At 67.1% G+C, this 23076-nt stretch carries 1 protein-coding gene (cut by a window edge); it reads left to right on the forward strand.

Annotation, left to right across the window (positions count from 1 at the left end; all coding sequences use genetic code 11):
• Window positions 1-23076 carry the 5' portion of a non-ribosomal peptide synthase/polyketide synthase gene (locus AC1TPF_RS09145; protein ID WP_482143589.1) on the forward strand. 10812 nt of this gene lie beyond the right edge of the window, so 23076 of the gene's 33888 nt are visible here — the first part of the coding sequence; its start codon is at window positions 1-3; its stop codon lies off the right edge, out of view.

Consider the following 23076-nt stretch of genomic DNA (forward strand, 5'->3'; position numbering starts at 1 on the left):
GTGAATATACCCGGTGGCGCAATATTTGAGCTTTCGGCCGCGCAGCGCGGAATCTATTTCGCCCAGCAATCCCTGGGTACGATTCCGATCAATATCGCCCAGTACGTCGAATTGGTCGGGCGCATCGATCCAGATCTGCTGAGCAGGGCCTCCCAGGTTGCCGGCCGGGAGATGGGCTCGGCTTATCTGAGCCTGGTCGAGACCGACGGACTACCGCTCCAGTTCGTCGACAAGTCGATCGACGACAGCATCGAGTTCGTCGACCTGTCCGGGGAGCCCGATCCGCACGCCGCCGCACAACGGTGGATGCGCGAGGAGTACCGGCGCCCCGTCGACGTGCTGGCCGATCGACTCACGGTCAGTGCGCTGCTGCGCCTCGGCGAGGACCATCACTTCTGGTACGTCCGCACTCACCACATCGCCCTCGACGGATTCGGTTCGATGGCCACGGTCACCCGGATCGCCGAGGTGTACTCGGCACTGGTGGCCGGACGTGAGCCGGCGCCGTCCAAGGGCGCCGCACTGCCCGACATCATCGCGGACGAACGCAAGTACCGGGACTCTGATCGCTTCGTCAAGGATCGCGACTATTGGTCAGAGCGCACGGCCGACCTGCCCGGCCCGCTGTCCCTGTCTGCGCACCGTGCTGCCCCCGGCGCCTATTCACAACTCGCCTCGGGCACCCTTCCCGACGACATCGCCGCAATGCTCGACGAGGCGGCCGAGAAGTCCGGAGGCAGCACCGCGCCGACGGTGATCGCCGCCTTTGCCGCCTACCTGGCCCGGATGACCGACAGCGAAGACGTCGTGTTGAGCCTGCCCGTCTCGGGGCGCAACACCGCCAAACTCCGCCGTGCGGGCGGCATGGTCTCCAACATCGTCCCGCTGCGCCTGACGGTGGCGTCGGCCACGACAATCGACGAGCTCATCACAGATGTGCAGACCGAACTGACGGGCGCGCTGCGGCGGCAGCTCTATCGGCACGAGGACATCCGCCGCGACATCGGGCAGGGCACCGGCAGGCGTGGTCTGTTCGGCCCGTCCATAAACCTGATGATGTTCCATCCCATCCTGGAACTCGGCGATGTCGTCGGACATCTGCACGTCCTCACCACCGGTCCTGTCGAGGACCTCTCGATGAACCTGTATCCGGGTGTGTCGGGCTCGAACCTGCGGGTTGACTTCGAGGCGAACCCGCAGTCCTACTCCGACGCCGACCTCACCCGGCACCACGAACGCTTCACCCACTTCCTCGGCCGGCTGCTGCAGGCCGCCCCTGGAACGCCGGTCGGATCGCTCACCCTGGGCTCATCGGCCGAGATCGCGGCGACGACGGTGGAACCGAATGACACCGAGCACGAGGTCGATGCCACTGACCTGATCGCGATGTGGCGCCGCCAGGTAGAGCGGACCCCGGATGCGACGGCCTTCGTCGACGGGTCCCGCCGGGTGACCTTCGCCGAGTTCGACGCCTGGACCAACCAGCTCGCACGACATCTCATCGCCGCAGGCGTGGGACCCGACGTCCGCGTAGGGGTGGCCCTGCGCCGCGGCCTCGAGCTCGTGGCAACCCTGTACGCGGTCCTCAAGGCCGGTGGTGCCTACGTACCCATCGATCCGGACCATCCGCGAAGCCGGACGATCGACGTCCTGCAGACCGCTGCGCCGATCTGTGTTGTCGTCGCCGGCGCCGATCGCGCCGTGGTCGCGGACACCGGCGTCGAGGCCGTCGAACTCGAGCAGATCGATCTCGCCGGTTACCCGGATGCGCCGCTGACCGACGGAGAGCGCCGGTTGCGCCCGGACTCCCTGGCCTACGTCCTGTTCACCTCCGGCTCGACGGGCAAACCCAAGGGCGTTGCGGTTCCGCATCGCGCCGTGGTCAACCAGATGGCATGGCTGGCCGGGCACTACGGAATCGGGCCCGACGACGTTGTCCTGCAGAAGACGCCGACGACGTTCGACGTCTCGGTGTGGGAGCTGTTCGCACCGACCGTGGGCGCACGGGTGGTCATCGCCCGGCCCGACGGGCACCTGGATCCGCAGTACCTGCTCGACGTGATCACGTCGGAGCGGGTAACCGCGACCTCGTTTGTACCCTCGATGCTGCAGCTCTTCCTGGGCGAGAACGGACCCATCGACCCCGCCGCCCTGCGTCTGCTGCTGGTGGCCGGTGAGGCCTTCGGCGAGCGGCTGGCCCATCGGGCGAGTCGCGAGCTACCCGCCGTCCGGATCGAAAACCTTTATGGCCCGACCGAATTCACCGTTCATGCCACATCCGCGTCGGTCGGCCCGGACATCGATCGCGGTGTCCCGATCGGCCGTCCGGTGTGGAACTGCCAGGTCTGGGTCCTCGACCGGCAACTGCGGCCGTGTGTGGTCGGCGCCGTCGGCGAGCTCTACCTGTCGGGTGAGCAGCTCACCCGCGGCTACCTCGGCCGCGCCGATCTGACCGCGGAACGATACGTGCCTGCCGTCTTCGGACCTGCCGGAACACGTATGTACCGCACCGGTGATCTGGTTCGCTGGTCGGCAGACGGAGCACTGGAGTACCAGGGACGCAGCGACTTCCAGGTCAAGGTCCGCGGACTTCGCATCGAACTCGGGGAGATCGAATCCGCGGTGCTGTCGGACGCCACTGTTCGCGAGGCAGTGGTGACGGTCCACGAGAGCGAACACGGTCAGCGCCTGGTGGTCTACGTGGTCGGTGCCGCCGGGCAATCGTCGATCGACACCGCCGCCCTGACCAACACCGTCGCGGCCTTGGTTCCCGACTACATGCTGCCCGATGCGTTCGTCGAACTACCGCAGATGCCACTGGGGCCCAGCGGCAAGATCGATCGTAAGGCGTTGCCTGCACCCGACTTCACGGTACGCACCACCGCATTCCGCGCTCCGACCACGGACGCCGAAAAGGCCATCGCCGGACTCGTCGGCGACCTGCTCGGACATCCGGAGGTCGGACTCGACGATTCGTTCTTCGGTCTCGGTGGCGACAGCATCATGTCCATCCAGCTCGTCTCCCGCGCCCGAGCGATCGGTCTGCACTTTTCGTCGCGAGAGGTGTTCGAGCACAACACCATCGGCGCGCTGGCATCGGTCGCCAGGGACGAGGGGTCGGCAGCCGTGGTCCACGAACTGCCCGGTGGGGCAGTGGGCGAGGTGGCGCTGACGCCGATCATGCGGTGGATGACCGCCGAGCCCGAGAATGCACGAGCGTTCTCCCAGTCGGTGGTGGTACCTGCCCCCGAGCCCTTCTCTGTCGACACTCTGAACCGCACGCTTGCCGCCGTGGTGGCCCACCACGACATCTTGCGATCGCGCCTGTTCGGTGACGATGCGGGACGCCTGCACCACGTCATCGATCCCACCTCCGACGCCAGAGCTGTTGCGGTATCGGAGATCACGGTGAACCCGGCGCCCGGGACGGCGGGGTTCGACGACGCCGTTGCCGCCGCTGCGCTCGATGCCACCGAAGCGCTCGATCCGGCCACAGGGTCGATCATGTCGGTGACGGTGGTGACCGGCGACTGGGCTCCCGAGCTCGGTCGGCGTCTGCTGATCGTGCTCCATCATCTCGCGGTCGACGGGGTCACCTGGCGAATCCTGTTGCCGGACCTGGCCATCGCCTGGTCGGCGGCCGCCGCAGGTGATGAGGTGGTGCTCGCGCCGACCGGCACCTCGATGCGCCGCTGGGCTCACAATCTGACCGAACTGGCCGCGCAGCCCGAGCTCACCAGCGAACTCGGCCACTGGCGTTCGGTGCTCTCTGCGATCGACGATCAGAGCCTGCGGGTCGATCCCGCCCGCGATCTGGTCGGGACCCTGCGGCGCCGGGAGTTCACGATCTCGCCCGCGCTCACCGACGCCCTGCTGACGCGGGTGCCGCAGGCCTTCCACGGTGGTGTGAACGACGGGCTGCTCGCGGCGCTGTCGCTGGCCGCGAGCACCTGGCTGGGTGAACGCGGCGACGCCGAGACGGAGACGCACGGCACGCAAGCGCTCGGACGGTCAATCGTCGTGGCACTCGAAGCGCATGGCCGCGAGGAAGAACTGCTCGCCGGATCCGACCTCTCCCGGACTGCCGGCTGGTTCACCACCGCCTATCCGGTACTCCTGCGCACCACCGGCATCGATGTCGACGATGCGATGGCCGGTGGCGCCGCCGCGGGTGATCTGGTCAAGTCGATCAAGGAACAGCTCGCCGCGGTACCCCGGCGCGGTGTCGGCTTTGGCCTGCTGCGGTATCTGAACGAGGCCGGTGCCGCCGAACTGTCGCAGTTCGCCGAACCCGCGATCGGTTTCAACTACCTGGGCCGGCTGTCCGGTACCGGGATGTCAGGTCCCTGGATCCCGGACGGCGAGAGTGCCCTGCGGGGGACCCGCGGCACCGCGGTGCCTGTTCGGACCGCACTGGACATCAACGCGATGGTGACCGAATCGGCGGCAGGCCCGCAGTTCTCGGCCACGATCGAATATCCCGCCGCGCTGCTCGATGACGCCTCGGTGGACCGCTTCACAGAACTGTGGACCCAGGCGCTGGAATCGATTGCGCTGCACGCGGCGTCGCCAGGGGCGGGTGGTCTGACCCCATCCGATCTGGCGCTGGTGGACCTGCGGCAGCCGCAGGTCGACGAGCTCGAGCAGCGATTCGACGACATCGTCGACGTGTGGCCGCTGACACCCCTGCAGGAGGGGCTGCTGTTCCATGCCGAGCTCGCCGCCGACGGGATGGATGTCTACGCCGCTCAGATGGTGCTCGATCTGACCGGTGTCGATCCCGACCGGATGAGGCGCAGCGCCCAGGCGTTGATCGACCGACATCCCAACCTGCGCAGCGCATTTGTCACCGACAGCGAGGGCACGGCTCTGGCTGTGGTCCCGTCACGCGTGGAGGCACCCTGGAGCGAGCACGACCTGACCGAGGTCGACGAGAGCGATCGCGAGACACGTGTCTCGGAGCTGACACATCAGGAACGGATCGCCCCGTTCGAGATGGACGCTGCGCCGCTCATCCGGTTCACGATGATCAGGCGCGGCGCCACGTCGTACCGCTTCGTGGTGACCAATCACCACATCCTGCTCGACGGCTGGTCCATGCCGATCTTCATGGGCGACCTGCTCGAGATCTACCGTGCAGGCGGCGATGCGAAGGCGCTGCGCCCCGCAGCTCCCTACCGGAACTATCTGACCTGGCTGCGGTCGCAGTCGACCGACGCGGCGCTGTCCGCATGGACCGCGGCCCTGGCCGGCGTGACCGAACCGACCACGCTCTTTCCGGCGGCCTCCGCGCACAGTGCCGGTCAGGTGCCGCATGTGGTCGACGTCGATGTCGCCGACGACGTCTCGCGCCGGTTGACCGAATACGTTCGGAGCGCCGGCACCACCCTCAACACCGTTCTGCAAACGGCCTGGGGAGTCGTGTTGGCGCGGTTGACCGGTCGCGACGACGTGATCTTCGGGACCACGGTGTCGGGCCGGCCGCCGCAGGTCTCGGGCATCGAGTCGATGCTCGGGCTGTTCATCAACACGCTGCCGGTGCGGGTGCGTCTGGACAACAACTCAGATCTCGACGGGCTGATCACCCGGGTCGCCAACGAGCAGACCGAACTGCTCGACCACCACACCATCGGCCTCGCAGCGATCACCGCGACCACCGACGCCGACGCGCTGTTCGACACCATGATGGTGTACGAGTCGTACCCATTCGATCGCAGCGCGCTCGCCGCCGCCGCCGCGATCGACGGGATGGCCGTCGCCGACGCCGACATCCTCGACGCCACCCATTACCCCTTGACGCTGATCGCGACAACCGAACCGGGACTGCGACTCTCGGCGAAATACCTGCCGGCGACCGTCGACCGGGATCAGGCCGAGCAGATCCTGCAGATGTTCCTGCGGGTACTGGGTGAGATCTCCACGGATTCCTCGGTTCCGGTGGGTCAGGTCGAGGTCCTGTCTGCGCCGGAGCGGACCGAACTGCTCGGCAGGCAGGGGTCCGGCGAGACCGCCTTCGACACGCTCCCCGAACTGCTCGCCGCTGCGGCCGCCACGGGCGGCGATCGCGACGCCGCCGTGTCGCCGACCGGCTCGATCACCTACCGCGAACTCGACGCACGGTCGAATGCACTGGCGCGGATCATGATCTCCCGTGGGATCGGACCCGATCAGATCGTGGCGCTGGGGATGGGCCGCTCGATCGACTTCCTGGTGGGGCTGTGGGCGGTGGCGAAGACCGGCGCCGGCTATCTGCCCGTCGACATGCAGTACCCGGCCGAGCGCATCGAACACATGCTCGCCGATTCGGGTGCGGCTTACGGGCTTTCGACGTCGACCTGGCGATCGGCGCGACCGGAGACGATCGACTGGCTCGAACTCGATTCGCAGGAGACCGCCGCCGCGATCTCGCGGGAATCGGACGCACCGGTCACCGATGCCGACCGGACCACCCCGATCCGGATCACCAACCCGGCCTACATGATCTACACCTCCGGCACCACCGGGGTCCCCAAGGGCGTGGTCGTCACCCACGGCGGCCTGGCGAGCATGATGGGTGAGCAGTCGGATCGCTTTGTGCTGACCCAGAATTCACGCACCCTGCACTTCGCTTCACCGAGCTTCGATGCGTCCGTGCTTGAGTTGTTGCTGGCGCTGGCCCACGGATCGGTGATGGTGATCGCGCCGACGGAGATCTACGGCGGCGACGAACTACACGACTTCCTCGCCGAATACGGCGTCACCCACGCCTTCATCACACCTGCCGCGCTGGCCTCGGTCGATCCCGCGGGCCTGGACTGCCTCGAATCCGTTGTCGTCGGCGGTGAGTCCTGTCCGCCCGAGCTGGTCGCGCGTTGGGCCCCGGGCCGACGCATGTTCAACGCCTACGGACCCACCGAGACAACGATTGTCGCGAGCATCGCGGGACCGATGGACCCTGCCGGTGAGATCACGATCGGCTCACCGGTGCGTGGGCTGACGTCGCTGATCCTCGACCGCCGTCTGCAGCCGGTCCCGGTGGGCGTCGACGGTGAGTTGTTCCTGAGCGGCCCGGCGGTGGCCCGCGGCTATCACAACCGCGCCGCGCTGACCGCCGAACGCTTCATCGCCGATCCGCATGGCGCACCCGGTGCCCGCATGTACCGAACCGGTGACGTGGTGCGGTGGGTCCGCACCGAATCCGGTGGCCTCGAGGTGAAGTACGTCGGACGCAGCGACTTCCAGGTCAAGGTTCGCGGCTTCCGCATCGAACTCGGGGAGGTCGACGCCGCATTGGCCGCGCACCCCGACATCGACTTCGCGGTCACCTCCGGCGCCCGGATGCCCTCGGGCGTCACCACCTTGGTGGCGCATGTGCTGGCTTCGAAGCCGTTGGACACCAAGGCTGTTCGGGATTTTGTCGGCGAGCGGCTGCCCTCGCACATGGTGCCCGCCACCATCGTGTTCCTGGCCGAGATCCCGCTGACCCAGGCAGGCAAACTCGACCGATCCGCGCTGCCCGAACCGGACCTGGCTGCGCTGGCCTCGGCCGGTGCGGCGCCGTCGACGGAGACCGAGCGGATGCTGGCCGCGGTGCTGGCGGAGGTCCTCGGACTGTCATCGATCGGCGTGAGTGACTCGTTCTTCGATCTCGGCGGCAACTCGCTGGTGGCCACCAAGGCGGCGGCCCGCATCAGCGCGCTCGTCGGTCGCCGCGTGGCGGTGCGCGAGATCTTCGAGAACCCGACAGTGGAAACGCTGGCCAGGTGCCTCGACACCACGCCGATCGAAGCCGACCTGCCCGAACTCGTGGCAGGCGGGGCGGGGGAGCGGCCACCGTTGTCGCTCGCCCAGCAGGCCATGTGGTTGCTCAATCGTCTCGATCCGCAGTCCCCGGCCTACAACATCGTGCTGCCTTTGCGGCTGTCCGGCGCACTCGATGTCGAGGCCCTGACGGCCGCAATCGCAGACGTACTCGAGCGCCAGCACACGCTGCGCTCGGTGTTCCCGGACACCGCCCACGGCCCGTACCAGCGGGTGCTGTCGGCGGACGATGTCCAGGTCGATCTCGACCCGGTGGACGTCGCCGACGAGGGTCAGATGCTCTCCGCTGCAGCAGATTTCGCCGCCCGCGGTTTCGATGTCACCGAAGCGGCCCCGGTTCGGTCCCGGTTGCTGCGTGCCGGCGGCGAACACCTGCTGATCGTGGTCGTCCACCACATCGTCGCCGACGGCGCCTCGATGGCTCCGCTGGCCCGTGATCTGGTGACCGCCTACGCAGCCCGGACCACCGGTACCGATCCGCAGCTCACCTGGGCGCCGCTTCCGGTGCAGTACACCGATTACGCGCACTGGCAGCGGCAGGTGCTCGGTTCGCCGGATGATCCCGCGTCCATCGCCGCCCGCCAGCTCGACTTCTGGCGCACCACATTGTCGGGTGTGCCCGAGGTCGTCGATCTGCCACTGGACCGCCCGCGCCCGGCCAGGCGGACGATGCAGGGCGCCTCGGTGCCGTTGGTGATCTCCGGCGATGTGGTGGCCGCGCTTGACGCCTACGCGCAGCGCCGGCAGGCATCGGTGTTCATGGTGGTTCACGCGATCGTCGCGACTCTGCTTGCGCGGCTGTCGGGTTCATCGGACATCACCGTCGGCACGCCGGTCGGTGGACGCGACCACGTCGCTCTCGACGATCTGGTCGGCATGTTCGTCAACACCGTTGTGCTGCGGTCTGCAATCGATCCCGCCGATCGTTTCGACGATGTGCTCGCCCGGGTACGGGTGGCTGATCTCGACGCCTTCGCCAACGACGACATCCCGTTCGAGACCGTGGTCGGGGCGCTGGTGCCGCGCAGGCAACAGTCCCATTCGCCGCTGTTCCAGGTGCTGCTGTCGTTCGAGAACAACGAGACCGCCTCGATCGACCTGCCCGGACTGCGCGTGGGCGTCGTCGACGGGATGATCCAGGGCGCCAAGTTCGACCTCACGTTCACCATCGACGACACCATCGGCGCCGACGGCCGTCATGATCTGCGCGGCCGGATCACCTACGCCACAGACGTTTTCGAGCACGAGACGGTGGCCGCCATCGCCGAACGCTTCGCGATCCTGGCGCGCGCGGTCGCCGCGGACCCGACCACCGTGGTCGGGGACATCGACATCCTCACCGCGGCCGAACACCTCGAGGACGAGCTCGTGGCGCAGGACCCCGAGCCCGCGACCGTGCCCGCCCCGGCATACAGCGCCGCGGACCTCGCCGCGCTCCTCGCCGCCGCGGTCGACATCGATCCCGATGCGGTGGCACTCGACGCCGACGGCGCCGCGATCACCTACCGCGACTTCAGTGACCGCTTCGGCGCGCTGTCGGGTCCGCTCGGCGAGCGGGGCATGGACGCCGATGCCATCGCGTCGGTGGTGCTCACCAGCCTGGTTCCCACCATCGTGGCCATCCCGGACGGCTTTGCTGTCGCTCTCGACAACGTCATCGCCGATGCCGCCCGCCTGCTCGGTGGCCGTGACCTCTCCGGCTACCGCAGTACGCCTGCGGTGTCGCCGGCCACCACCGCTGCCGTCGCAGCCGCCGCGACCCCGCTCACCGACTGGGATGCGCGCGTCCGTGAGAACCCGGACGCCCCGGCGGTCCGGAGCCCGGAAGCGTCGCTGACCCGCCGCCAGCTCGACCGGTCGGCCAATCAACTTGCCACCGAACTCATCTCGCGAGGTATCGGCCCCGACGATGTCGTCGGACTGCTCACCGCACGGTCGGCGCACTGGGTGATCGGGCTGCTCGCCGCATGGAAGGCGGGCGCGGCGTATCTTCCACTGGATCCGGCTGCACCGGCGGAGCGGGCGTCGTCGATCGTCGCCGACGCCGGTACGCGCGTGGTTGTCGCGAGCCACGATGTCCTCACCGACGATCTCCGTGCCGGGATCATCGCTGCCGGGGCGGCCCTGATCGAGCTCGGCGACACCGAAACCGATGCCGCCCTCGGCGGGCTCGACGCCTCCGGCCACGCAGATCGCTGGGCCGAGCCCGGCGCCGATCTGCGGCTGGCCTACGTGATCACCACGTCCGGGTCGACCGGACGACCGAAGCCGACCCTGGTGCCGGCAGGCGGGCTGCTGAACATGTGGGGCTGGTACCGCGATCAGCTCCGGTTCTCCGACGGCGACACCGTCATCATCGCGTCGTCACCGCGTTTCGACCTCACCCAGAAGAACATCTGGACCGCGTTGCGCGTCGGCGGTGTGATCCGCCTGGTAACCGAAGGCTTTGACCCCGAAGAGATCCTCGGCATCATCGGATCCGAGGACATCTCCCTGCTGAACGTCGCGCCGAGCGCGCTTGAGCTGCTCACCGAGCTCGACGCGGGGAACGTACTGACCACCCTCGACACGGTCGCGACCGGTGGCGAGGCCTTGATGCCGCGCGCCTATCGCACCCTGCTCGGGACCGACACCGCGATGCTCTCCATGTACGGGCCCACCGAGGCCGCGGCCACCACGGCGGCGCGGTGGGTGCCACTGGCCGATCACGCGGCCAACGCCGAGGGCGAGACCCGCGACATCGGGCCGATCACACTGGGGCACACCATCCCCAACGTGACCCACAAGATCCTGGATCAGCGCCTGCGTCCGGTACCCATCGGTGTGGTGGGCGAGCTCTACATCGGCGGTGTCGCGCTCGCCCGCGGTTACGGACGGATGCCGGGCACCACCGCCGCCCGATTCGTGGCCGATCCCGCAGGCGCTCCCGGCGCCCGGATGTACCGCACCGGAGACCTGGTGCGACGCCTTCCCGGTGGCGACGCGATGTTCATCGGACGTAGCGACTTCCAGGTCAAGGTCCGTGGTCTGCGGATCGAACTCGGTGAGATCGAATCCGCGCTGACGGCCCTGGCCGGTATCCGCCAGGCCGTGGTGTCGGCGCACGGCGAGTCCTCGGACCGTCGTCTGGCGGCCCACCTGTCCGCCGATCCGGGACTCGACGTCGCATCGGTCCGGGCCGAACTGGCCAAGGTGCTGCCGGACTACATGGTTCCCGAAGCCCTCGTGGTCATGGAATCACTGCCGCTCAACCCGAACGGCAAGGTCGACCGAAAGGCGTTGCCCGCCCCCGAATTCGGGCAGGACGCCGGGGAATCCTTCGTGGCTCCCAGGACACCGCTCGAGGAGATCATCGCCGGGGTGTTCGCCGACACCGTCGGCGTCGATCGGGTCAGTGCCACCGCATCGTTCTTCGAGCAGGGCGGCAACTCGCTGAGCGCCGCTCGGCTGGCCAACCGGCTGTCCGATGCCCTCGGTACAACCGTCGGGCTGCGCGATGTCTTCGACGCGGTGACCCCGGCTGAACTCGCCGCTCTGGTGGAGCTGCGCCGCACCGATGGGTCCGGCCGGTCCGGTCATGCGGTCACCCGCTTCTCGAAGCCCGAAGGCTTTGCGCCCGAGCGGATACCGCTCTCACTCGCACAGCAGCGGCTTTGGTTCATCAATCGGTATGACCCGGAGTCCGGTGCCTACAACATCCCGATGACGCTCCTGCTCACCGGTGAACTCGACGTCGAGGCGCTGAGTGAGGCGTTGGTCGATCTGGTCGATCGTCAGCACGTGATGAGGACTGTCTACCCACAGGGCCCCGACGGACCCGAGCAGGTGGTGGTTCCGGTGATGGATGCCCTACCGCCTTTCCGCCTCGATGTGATCGCACGGGACCAGGTGTGGGAACGCATCCAGACATTCGCCCGCATCGGTTTCGATGTCACGACAACGGTGCCGTTCCGTTCGGCCCTGTGGCGCATAGAACCTGACGATGGTGTCAGCAGCGGCGACACCCGCGAACAGCACCTGCTCGTGATTGTTGTCCATCACATCGCCTCGGACGGATTGTCGATGCGTCCGATGGCCTCCGACCTGCTGACCGCCTACGAGGCCCGTAGCCAGGGCCGGGCGCCCGGTTGGGCACCACTTGCGGTGCAGTACACCGACTTCGCGATCTGGCAGCAGGAGAACTTCGGCGCGGCCGATGACCCCGGTGGCGCGGCAGCGGCCCAACTGGACTTCTGGCGAACACAATTGGCAGGCATGCCCGAGGTGATCGGTCTGCCCACCGACCGTCCGCGGTCGAATGTGCGCAGTGACGTGGGTGGCAGTCATCTGTTCTACGTGCCCGCTGATCTGCATCAGCAGGTGGTGGCTCTGGCCGGGGCCCGCGGGCTGTCGAGCTTCATGGTCCTGCATGCCGCCGTGGCAATTCTGCTGGCCCGCAGCGGAGCTGATCGGGATGTTGCCCTCGGGACCCCCGTCGGTGGGCGCGGCGCCGCAGAACTCGATCCGGTGGTCGGGATGTTCGTCAACACCCTGGTCCTGCGGACCGATGTCCCCCTGGACCGGTCGGTCGGCGACTTCCTGTCCGACGTCCGGGCCCGCGACCTGGACGCATTCGACCACAGTGACGTTCCATTCGAGCAGATCGTCGACACCCTGACAGTGAGTCGATCAACGGCACATACACCGCTGATCCAGGTGGTGTTCGGGTTGAACAACAACGCCCGGCCCACGTTCGAACTCGAAGGACTCGAGGTGACCCCGGGTGCGGTGGACACCGCATTCAGCAAGTTCGACCTGTCTTTCGAACTCACCGAACAGTGGGGCGAGAGCGGAGCGGCAGCCGGGCTGGCCGGCTTCCTCGGTTACGCCACCGACATCTTCGATCCGTCGACGGCGCAGGCCTTGGCAGATCGGCTCCTGCGGATCCTGCAAGGCATGGTCGCAGACAACGATGTACTCATCGGTGAGATCGACCTGCTCGACGAGCAGGCACGCACCGACCTGGCTCCCGTGCGCGGTGTACCCGCGCCGGATCCGGCAACCCTGATCGATCTGCTCGACCACGCAGCCGCCGCTGACCCGGATGGTGTCGCGCTGATCTGCGGCGAGCAGGCCATGACCTACCGTGAGCTCGACAACCGATCGAACCGCCTTGCCAGGGAATTGATCTCGCGCGGTCTGGGACCCGAAGACGTGGTGGCACTGGGCATCACCCGCAGCATCGAATCGGTGCTTGCGGTGTGGGCGGTTGCTCGAAGTGGTGCGGCGTTCGTGCCTGTCGACCCGAACTATCCGGCCGATCGGGTGGCGCACATGCTCGCCGATTCCGGGGCGCGGATCGGTATGACGCGTCGCGTCGACGCCATGCGGCTGCCGGAGACGATCGACTGGCTCGACATCGACGATCCGGCGTTGCACCGTCATGCAGGTGATCCGATCACCGCCGCCGAACGCCGCGGCAGTGTGCGGGTGTCGAACTGCGCGTACATCATCTACACCTCGGGTACCACCGGGAAGCCGAAGGGCGTGGAGGTCACCCACCGCGGTCTGGCAGCTTTCAGCGACGAGCAGCGGCGCCGTTACCGGACCGAGAGCTCCTCGCGCACACTGCACTTTGCGTCACCGAGCTTTGACGCGTCGATCCTCGAACTGCTGCTGGCCGTTGGTGCAGGCGCCACCATGGTCATCGTGCCGCCCGGGGTGTACGGCGGTGCCGAGCTCCACGCACTGCTGGCCGAGCATCAGGTCACGCATGCGTTCATCACGCCTTCGGCCCTGGCGTCGATCGACCCGCAGGGTCTTCCGCACTTCTCCGATGTGGTGGCCGGCGGCGAGGCGGTGCCGTCAGATCTGGTGCAGCGCTGGGCTCCCGGCCGTCGCCTGTACAACGGTTACGGCCCCACCGAGACCACGATCATGACCAACATCAGTGATCCGATGACGGCCGGTGAACCGATCACCATCGGTGCTCCGATCGCCGGCGTGAGTGCGCTGGTACTCGACAGCCGATTGCATCCGGTGCCCGTCGGTGTCCCGGGCGAGCTGTACATCAGCGGACCCGGTGTCTCCCGCGCCTACCGCGCCCGGCCGGATCTGACCTCGACCCGATTTGTCGCCAATCCGTATGGCGCCCACGGTGAGCGGATGTATCGCACCGGTGACGTCGTCCGGTGGGTTGCGGTCACAGGTCCGGACGGACACGTCGGCTACGAAGTCGGCTACATGGGCCGGTCTGATCAGCAGGTCAAGGTGCGCGGTTTCCGAATCGAACTCGGTGAGATCGACGCCGTGCTCGCCGGTCATCCCGCAGTGGACTTCGCCGTGACCATCGGTGTCGACGGCCCCGCCGGTGACACCGCGCTCGCCGCATATCTGAAACTGAAGCCCGGCGCCACCATCGACTCACGCGATCTCGGTGACTATGCCGGTGGATTCCTGCCCAAGTTCATGGTGCCCAGTTCAATGGTGTTCCTCGACGACGTGCCGCTGACCCCGGTGGGCAAACTCGACAAGAGGGCTCTGCCCGCACCCGAGTTCGCGTCCGCGGCGACCGAACACCGGGAACCGTCCACACCGATGGAACATGCGATCGCCGCGGCCTATGCCGACGTCCTCGGGGTCGAGGCAGTGGGCGCCGACGACTCGTTCTTCGATCTCGGTGGCAATTCCCTTGCCGCCACCCGGGCCATCGCGAGGATCAACGAGGTTCTCGGTGTGCGTCTGGGCGTTCGGATCCTGTTCGAGGCACCCGTGGTGGCAGATCTCGCCGAGGCGATCAGTGCCTCCCCGGACCTCGATGGCATGCCCATCCGGCCGTTGACGCCGCAGCCGCGGCCCGACCGGATCCCCCTGTCACTCGCGCAGCAGCGGATGTGGTTCGTGAACCGGCTCAATCCTGATGCCGCGGACTACAACATCCCTCTCGGTCTGCGGCTGCGGGGACGGCTCGACGAGAGCGCGTTGACCGCTGCTCTGCTGGACGTCATCGACCGGCAGCAGATCCTGCGTACGGTCTATCCGGATTCGGTCCAGGGGCCCTACCAGAAGGTCTTGACCGTCGATGAGGCTGCGCCGGCGCTGATCTCGGGGACCGTGGGCTCCGAGGACGAACTCCTGGCGCTGTGCCTCGAGATGGCCACCGAGGGATTCGACGTCACCGCGGCGCCTCCGTTGCGCGCGTTGTTGATCGAGGTCGGACCTGATGATCACGTGGTGCTCCTGGTGATCCACCACATCGCGGCGGATGGTTCGTCGCTGGTGCCGCTGGCCACCGATCTGATGTCCGCCTATACGGCGCGCGCCGCGGGCAGCTCACCGGTGTTCCGACCACTGTCGGTGCAGTACGCCGATTACGCGATCTGGCAGCGCTCTGTGATGGGGTCCGAAGAGGATTCGGATTCGGTTGCCTCGCAGCAGATCTCCTTCTGGCGGCAACACCTTGCCGGGCTCCCCGAGCTGCTGGACATCCCCACCGATCGGCCGCGTACCGACAAGCGGTCGGTGGCAGGCGGTGAGGTTCGGTTCACGATCGGAGCCGAGCTGCAGCAGCAGTTGTACACCATCGCCAAGGACAACGAGAGCACGCTGTTCATGGTGGTCCACGCCGCCTACGCGATCTTGTTGTCGCGGCTGAGCGGTTCTGCCGATGTTGCCGTCGGCACCCCGACCGCCGGACGCAATGCCTCGGCCGTCGAAGGACTGGTCGGCATGTTCGTCAACACCCTGGTGATGCGTAGCCGGGTGGATTTCTCGGCGTCCTTCACCTCGATGCTCGCCGAGACGAAGGCGTCGGACCTGGCCGCGTTCAACAACGCCGACCTGCCCTTCGAGCAGGTTGTCGAAGCACTCGCGCCGGTGCGCTCGCGTAAGTACGCGCCGCTGGTGCAGGCCATGCTCACGATGCAGAACATCGACATCCCCACCGTCACGCTGCCGGGTCTGCAGGTCAGTGAACTCGAGTCGCCGTTGCGGTACGTGAAATCCGATCTGGGACTGTCCGTCTCGGAGTCCTTCGGTACCGACGGCCGTGGCCGTGGCATCGATGCGGTACTCGACTACGCGGTGGACATCTTCGATGAGTCGACCGTCGAGTCGATGGCGCAGCGATTCTTGTCGGTGCTGACCGCGATCGCGGCCGATCCGGCCGTCGTCGTCGGAGACATCGACATCCTCACCTCGGCCGAACGCCGATCGCACGATCGATCGACCGGTGGTGCAGAGGCAGAGGGCTTCGGATCGGCACTTGCCGAGCTCAAGGGCAAGTCGCTCTCAGAACTGCTGGAAACCGCGGCGCGGATCAATCCCGATGGAATCGCGCTCTCGCACAATGGCACCGATGTGACCTATGGCGCCCTGCATGCCAAGTCGACCGAACTCGTGGTGACACTGGCGGCGGTCGGTGTCGGTGCCGAGGCCGCCATCACGGTCGCGTTGTCGACGTTGCTTCCCGGACTTCTCGAAGGCGACTCCGCCGTTGGCTTTGCCGAACAGTTCACGGGCATGCTCGCCTCGGTCATCATGGAATCGGGGGAGGGGTCGGCACGTGGCGCCACCCTGGTGCGGCTGTTCGACGAACAGGTCGTGCGCACGCCCGGCAATCGCGCTCTCATCGACGGTGACGCGGTCTTGACGTACGCCGAACTCGATGAGCGCGTCAACAAACTTGCCCGACTGCTGATCGCCCGCGGTGTCGGACCCGAGAATCTGGTGGCGATCGCACTCGATCGAACCGCTGATCTGGTGGTGGCGTTGCTGGCGGTGTTGAAGGCCGGTGGCGGCTACCTGCCCATCGACGTCAGCCACCCGGCTGAGCGTGTGCAGTTCGTCTTCGATGATGCGGCGCCCGTCCTGGTGCTGATGACCGAGAAGCACCGGGCGGCGTTGCCGTCGGAGTTGCCGACGACCGTGGTGCTCGACGCGCCCGCTGTTGCCGACGAACTCGCGACCCTCGACGGATCCCCGGTGGCCGAGGCCGAGCTCGCCGGGCCGCTCGTACCCGCGAACACCGCGTACGTGATCTACACATCGGGTTCGACCGGACGTCCCAAGGGCGTGGTGATCACGCACGAAACAGTGGTGGCCCTGTTCCGGAACACACAGCGTGACTTCGGTTTCGACGAAACTGACGTGTGGACGATGTTCCACTCGTACGCCTTCGATTTCTCGGTCTGGGAACTGTGGGGCCCGCTGCTGTACGGCGGCGCGCTTGTCATGGTCGACTTCGCGACGTCTCGATCGCCGCACGAGTTCCGCGAGCTCCTTGTCCGGGAACAGGTCACGGTCCTCAACCAGACACCGTCGGCGTTCTATCAGTTCGCCGAGGCCGATCGGGTGGCCGAATCGGGCGATCTGGCGTTGCGGTACGTGATCTTCGGTGGCGAAGCACTCGATCTCGGACAGCTGGACCGGTGGTACGCCCGGCACGCCGACACCGCTCCGGTGCTGGTGAACATGTACGGGATCACCGAGACCACCGTGCATGTCACGAAGATGCGTCTCGATCGCGAGTTCGCCGCGCAGGCAACGTCGTCGGTGGTCGGTGAGCCCATCAGCGGTCTGCGGGTCCACATTCTCGACGGCCGCCTGCACCCGGTGACCACGGGCGTCGCCGGTGATCTGTACGTCTCGGGCGTCCAGCTCGGCCGGGGTTATCTGGATCGGCAGGATCTGACCGCCCATCGTTTTGTCGCCAACCCGTTCGGCGCTCCCGGTGAGCGGCTCTACCGGTCCGGCGATATCGCGCGCTGGAATACCCACGATCAACTGGAATACCTGGGGCGTAGCGACTCCCAGGTTCAGCTTCGCGGTTACCGGGTCGAGCTCGGTGAGGTGGAGGCAGCGCTGCTGAGGACCGACGGCGTGGCCTCGGCAGTCGCGATCGTCGAGGGCGCAAACGGGCAGGGCCTGTCCACCGGTGAACGTCTGATCGCCTACGTGGTCCCCGAGTTCGGAGCCGCGTTGAGCACCACCGGGGTTCGCGCTGCGGTGGCAGAGTTCCTGACCAGTTACATGGTCCCGGATGTGGTCATGATCCTCGATGAGCTCCCGCTCACGGTCAACGGCAAACTGGACCGCGCTGCGCTACCCCGACCGGAGTCGGGTGGCGACGACACCCAGCACGTCGAACCGCGGACAGCAGGCGAACGCGCCGTGGCCGCAGTCTTCGCCGACGTCGCCAGGGCCGCACAGGTGGGCGCCACGGACTCGTTCTTCGACATCGGTGGCACATCACTGGGGGCCACCCGGGTGGCGGCGCGGGTGGCAACAGCACTCGGTATCGAGATCAGCGTCCGCGACATCTTCGACCATCCGACGGTTGCGGAATTGGCGGAGCTGGCAGCTTCACGTACGGGCGCGGTCTCCACCCGCCCGCCACTGGGGCCGCGCGAACGACCGGACCAGATCCCGCTCTCGCTGGCCCAGTCCCGGATGTGGTTCATCAACCAGTTCGACACCAGCTCACCGGCATACAACCTGCCGCTGCCGCTGCGGTTGTCCGGTGAACTCGATGTCGCCGCCCTACGCGCCGCCATCGGCGATGTGGCGCAGCGCCACGAGTCGCTGCGCACCACGTTCCCGGATTCGCCCGATGGTCCCCATCAGGTCATCCATCCGGTCGATGCCTCGGTCACCGACATCTACCGTGAGATCGAGGTGCGCTCCGACCAGGGCGCTGTAACGGAGGAGCTTCGCAGGCACGCGGTCGCCGGATTCGACGTGACCGTCGAACTGCCGATCCGCATCGTGCTGATGCGTCTGGCCGATACCGAGCACCTGCTGATGATGGTCGTCCACCACATCGCCGCCGACGGCGCCTCCATGGCCCCGCTGTTCGCCGATCTGCTGCGCGCATACGAGGCGCGGCGGTCCGGTGCGGCTCCCGACTTCGAACCGTTGGCCGTGCAATACGCCGACTACTCCCTGTGGCAGCGCGAGGTTCTCGGCGACGAGAAGGATCCCGAATCGCTTGCCGCGCAGCAGATCGGCTTCTGGCGCACGACCCTGTCGGGGCTGCCGGAATCGGTGGATCTGCCGACCGATCATCAGCGTCCGGCGACGCAATCGCTGCGCGGTGGGGGCCACGAGTTCGAGGTGCCTGCGCAGACCCGCGAAGCACTGCAACAAATCGCCCGCACGCACGGCGTCAGCATGTTCATGCTGATCCACGCCGCACTGGCCGTGTTCATGGAACGTCTCAGCGGCGTCACCGACATCGCTGTCGGTACCCCGATCGCCGGCCGCGGTGAGCAGGCGCTCGATCCACTGGTGGGCATGTTCGTCAACACCGTGGTGCTGCGGACCGAGGTCGACCCCGCGCAGACGTTTGCCGATCTCCTCGCGGCTGTCCGGACGGCCGACATCGACGCGATGGCGCACGGCGACATACCTTTTGAGCGTCTTGTGGAGGTGCTCGATGTCCACCGTTCGACCGCGCACCATCCGCTGTTCCAGGTGGCGCTGTCGTTCGACAACAACGAGGTCCCCGAACTGACACTCCCCGGATTGCGGGTGTCACCGGTACGTGCCGACTTCGACGTCGCGAAGTTCGATCTGCAGTTGTCGATCGGTGACAACGACGAACCGGGCGCAGCGATGCGCGGCCTGCTGACCTATGCCAGCGATCTGTTCGATGCCTCGTCGATCAGCGCATTCGCCGACCGCCTGGTGCGGATCCTGAGCGCGGTGGCCACCGATCCCAACGTGGTGGTCAGCGACATCGACATGCTTTCGGGCACCGAGTCCGCCGATCTGGTGTCGATCTGCGGTCCAGCCGCCATCGAGCCGGAGACGTTGCCCGCACTTCTTGGTCGCGGCGCGGCCCTCAATCCGTCGGGTGTCGCGGTGTCCTACCGCGGTCGCACTCTGACCTACACCGAACTCGATCACCTCACCAACCGTGTCGCGCGCCGGCTGATCGCCGCCGGTGCCGGACCGGAAACCGTGGTGGCGCTCGGTATTCGCAGATCGCTGGCATCCGTTGTCGGCACTTGGGCGATAGCCAAGACCGGTGCGGCCTACCTGCCGATCAATGTCGACTACCCGCGAGAGCGGATAGTGGAGATGCTCGAGGATTCGGGTGCCCTGTTCGGGCTCACGGTTACCGACGACGCCGGCGACCTGCCCGCAGGGCTCGAGTGGCATGACCTCGATGCGCTGTCGGCCGATGACGAGTCCGACGCCGTCATCACCGACGCCGACCGCACGACGGCGCTGCGTGTCGATCACGCCGCGTACCTGATCTACACCTCCGGATCGACCGGCAAGCCGAAGGCCGTGGTGGTCACCCACCGCGGGCTGGCAAACCTGTCCGCCGACGTCCGGGAGCACTACGACGTCGCCGCGGATTCCCGGTTCCTGCATGTCGCCTCACCCAGTTTCGACACCTCGGTGGGTGAACTGCTGGCCGCGTTCACCGCCGGTGCCGCGGTCATCGTCGCCCCGCAGGACGTCTTCGGTGGCACCGCGCTGTCCGAGCTGGTCGCAGCGCAGCAGATCACGCATGTGGTGATGACCCCGACCGCCTTGATGACCGTCGATCCGGCCGGCCTGGACTCGGTGCAGTCTGTGGTTGTCGGCGGCGACATCTGTCCTCCCGAACTGACCGAGCGGTGGCCGGACGCGCTCCGAAATGCATACGGACCCACCGAGGCGACGGTCATCGTCACCATCACGCCGGCCCTGGCCGCCGGCGACCGCGTGACCATCGGCGCCCCGCTGCGTGGTGTCACCACCCGCGTCCTCGACTCGCGTCTGCGGGTGGTCCCGCGCGGCGTGGTCGGTGAGCTCTACCTGTCAGGTCCGGGTGTGGCCCGGGGCTACCACGATCGCCCGCAGATCACCGCGCAGCGGTTCGTGGCCGACCCCTACGGCGAACCCGGGGCGCGGTTGTACCGCACGGGCGACCTCGTCCGGTACAGCACCGATCCCGACGTGGCCCCGAACTCGCTGGAATACGTGGGCCGCAGCGACTTCCAGGTCAAGATCCGTGGCTTCCGGGTGGAACTCGGCGAAATCGACCGGGTCCTCGACGGCCATCCCGACATCGACTTCGCGGTCACGATCGGTACTGCCGGTCCGCAGGGCGACAACGTCCTGGTCTCTTATGTCCTGGCCAAGGGCAAGCGGGACCTCGACATCGAAGCACTCAAGCGCAGTGTCGGAGAGCAACTTCCGCAGCACATGGTGCCGACGGTTGTCATGTTGCTGGACGCGATCCCGCTCACGCCGATCGGTAAGCTGGATCGTCGGGCCCTGCCGGAGCCGGTCTTCAGCGTGGGCGAGCGGACGTACATCGCGCCACGCAATCAGATCGAGGCCACCCTGGCCGAGGTCTTCGCCGAGGTGCTCGGTGTCACCGAGGTCAGCATCGACGAGAGTTTCTTCGATCTCGGAGGCAACTCGCTCAGCGCCACCAAGGTGGTCGGGCGCGCCGGAGCCGCCCTCGGCGGCAAGATCGGAGTCCGTGAGCTGTTCGCGGCGCCCACCGTCGCCGAACTCGCGCAGCGACTGCAGTCCGAGGTCGGCGTGCGCACGCAGCGACCACCGCTGGTGGCGCGTCCGCGACCGGTTCGGATCCCGTTGTCGCTGGCGCAAACCCGGATGTGGTTCCTCAACCGATTCGATCCCGACTCGACCGCCTACAACATCCCGGCGGCGCTCACCCTCGTCGGCGAACTCGACCTGCCTGCACTACGGAAGGCCATCGCAGACGTGGCGGCCCGGCATGAGTCGCTGCGGACGATCTACCCCGATTCACCGTCCGGTCCTCATCAGGTGATCCTCACGCCGCAACAGGCGACACCTGAGATCGAGCTCCTCGAGACGGCCGAAGAGATGGTCGACGAGACGATGCGCGAGTTCGTCTCGCGTGGATTCGACGTGACCATCGCGGTGCCGGTGCGGATCGGCCTGTTGCGGGTCGACGCGACCCGGCATGTGCTGGCGATGGTCATCCATCACGTGGCCGCCGACGGTCAATCGGTGGCACCGTTTGTCGGTGACCTCGCGATGGCGTACGCGGCGCGGTCGCAGGGACAGAGCCCACGCTGGACACCGTTGGCGGTGCAGTACGCCGACTACTCGATCTGGCAGCGCGAACTCCTCGGCGACGAGAATGACCCGACCAGCCTGCTGTCGACGCAGATCGAGTTCTGGAAACGCAATCTCGACGGTGTACCCGATCAGCTGGAACTACCCACCGACCGGCCGCGGCCGCCGGTGCAGTCGCTGCGCGGTCGACAGCACGCGTTCACCGTCTCGGCGGATCTGCATCGCGGTATGGCCGACCTGGCACGCACGCGCGGCGCGAGTACCTTCATGGCCTTCCACAGCGCTTTTGCGCTGCTGCTCGCCCGTCTGAGCGGCAACACCGACATCACCGTGGGCACACCGATCGGTGGTCGTGGTGAGAGTGAGGTCGAGGGTGTCATCGGCATGTTCGTCAACACGCTGGCGTTGCGGACCGACATCGATCTCGGAGCGAGCTTCACCACGTTGCTCGACGCCGTCCGCGGCCGGGACGCAGAGGCGTTCTCCCACGCCGACGTACCTTTTGAGCGTTTGGTGGAGGTCCTCAACCCGGTCCGGTCCACCGCGCATCACCCGATCTTCCAGGTCGGTCTGTCGTTCCAGAACATGGAGCGGTCCAGTCTGGAACTGCCCGGTCTGAGCATCGAACCGGTCGAATTGCCGGACGGTGTCGCGCAATTCGATCTGCAGCTGATCCTGTCCGACAACTATGACGACGCGGGCAGGCCCGTCGGCCTCGACGCGGTGTTCACCTATGCCGACGATCTGTTCGACGCGCAGACGGTCGACACCTTCGCAAGCCGTTTCGTCACGCTGGTCGGTGAGATCATCGCCGAGCCGTCCACCGCCGTCGGTGATCTGCCGATGTTGACCGAGCGGCAGCGTCACGAGGTACTGCGGGGTCGCAACAACACCTCGGTGGTGCTCTCTCCCGGAACCCTGCCCGGCTTGTTGCAGCAGTCGTGGGCGTCGAACGCCGATCTGGTCGCGATCGAGGGCGAGCACGGTCTGTCGGTGACCTACGCCGAACTCCGATCGCGGGTCAACGCCACAGCCCGGATTCTGATCGACCGCGGTGTCGGTCCGGAAACGGTTGTCGGACTCGCCATCCCGCGTTCACTCGACCTCCTGGTCGGGATGTACGCGATCTCGATGGCCGGTGGCGCATACCTGCCCATCGATCCCGATCATCCCCTCGACCGGATCTCCTTCATCATCGACAGCGCGCAGCCGGTGATGGTGCTGGTG

The sequence above is a fragment of the Williamsia sp. Y853 genome (genome assembly GCF_056786495.1).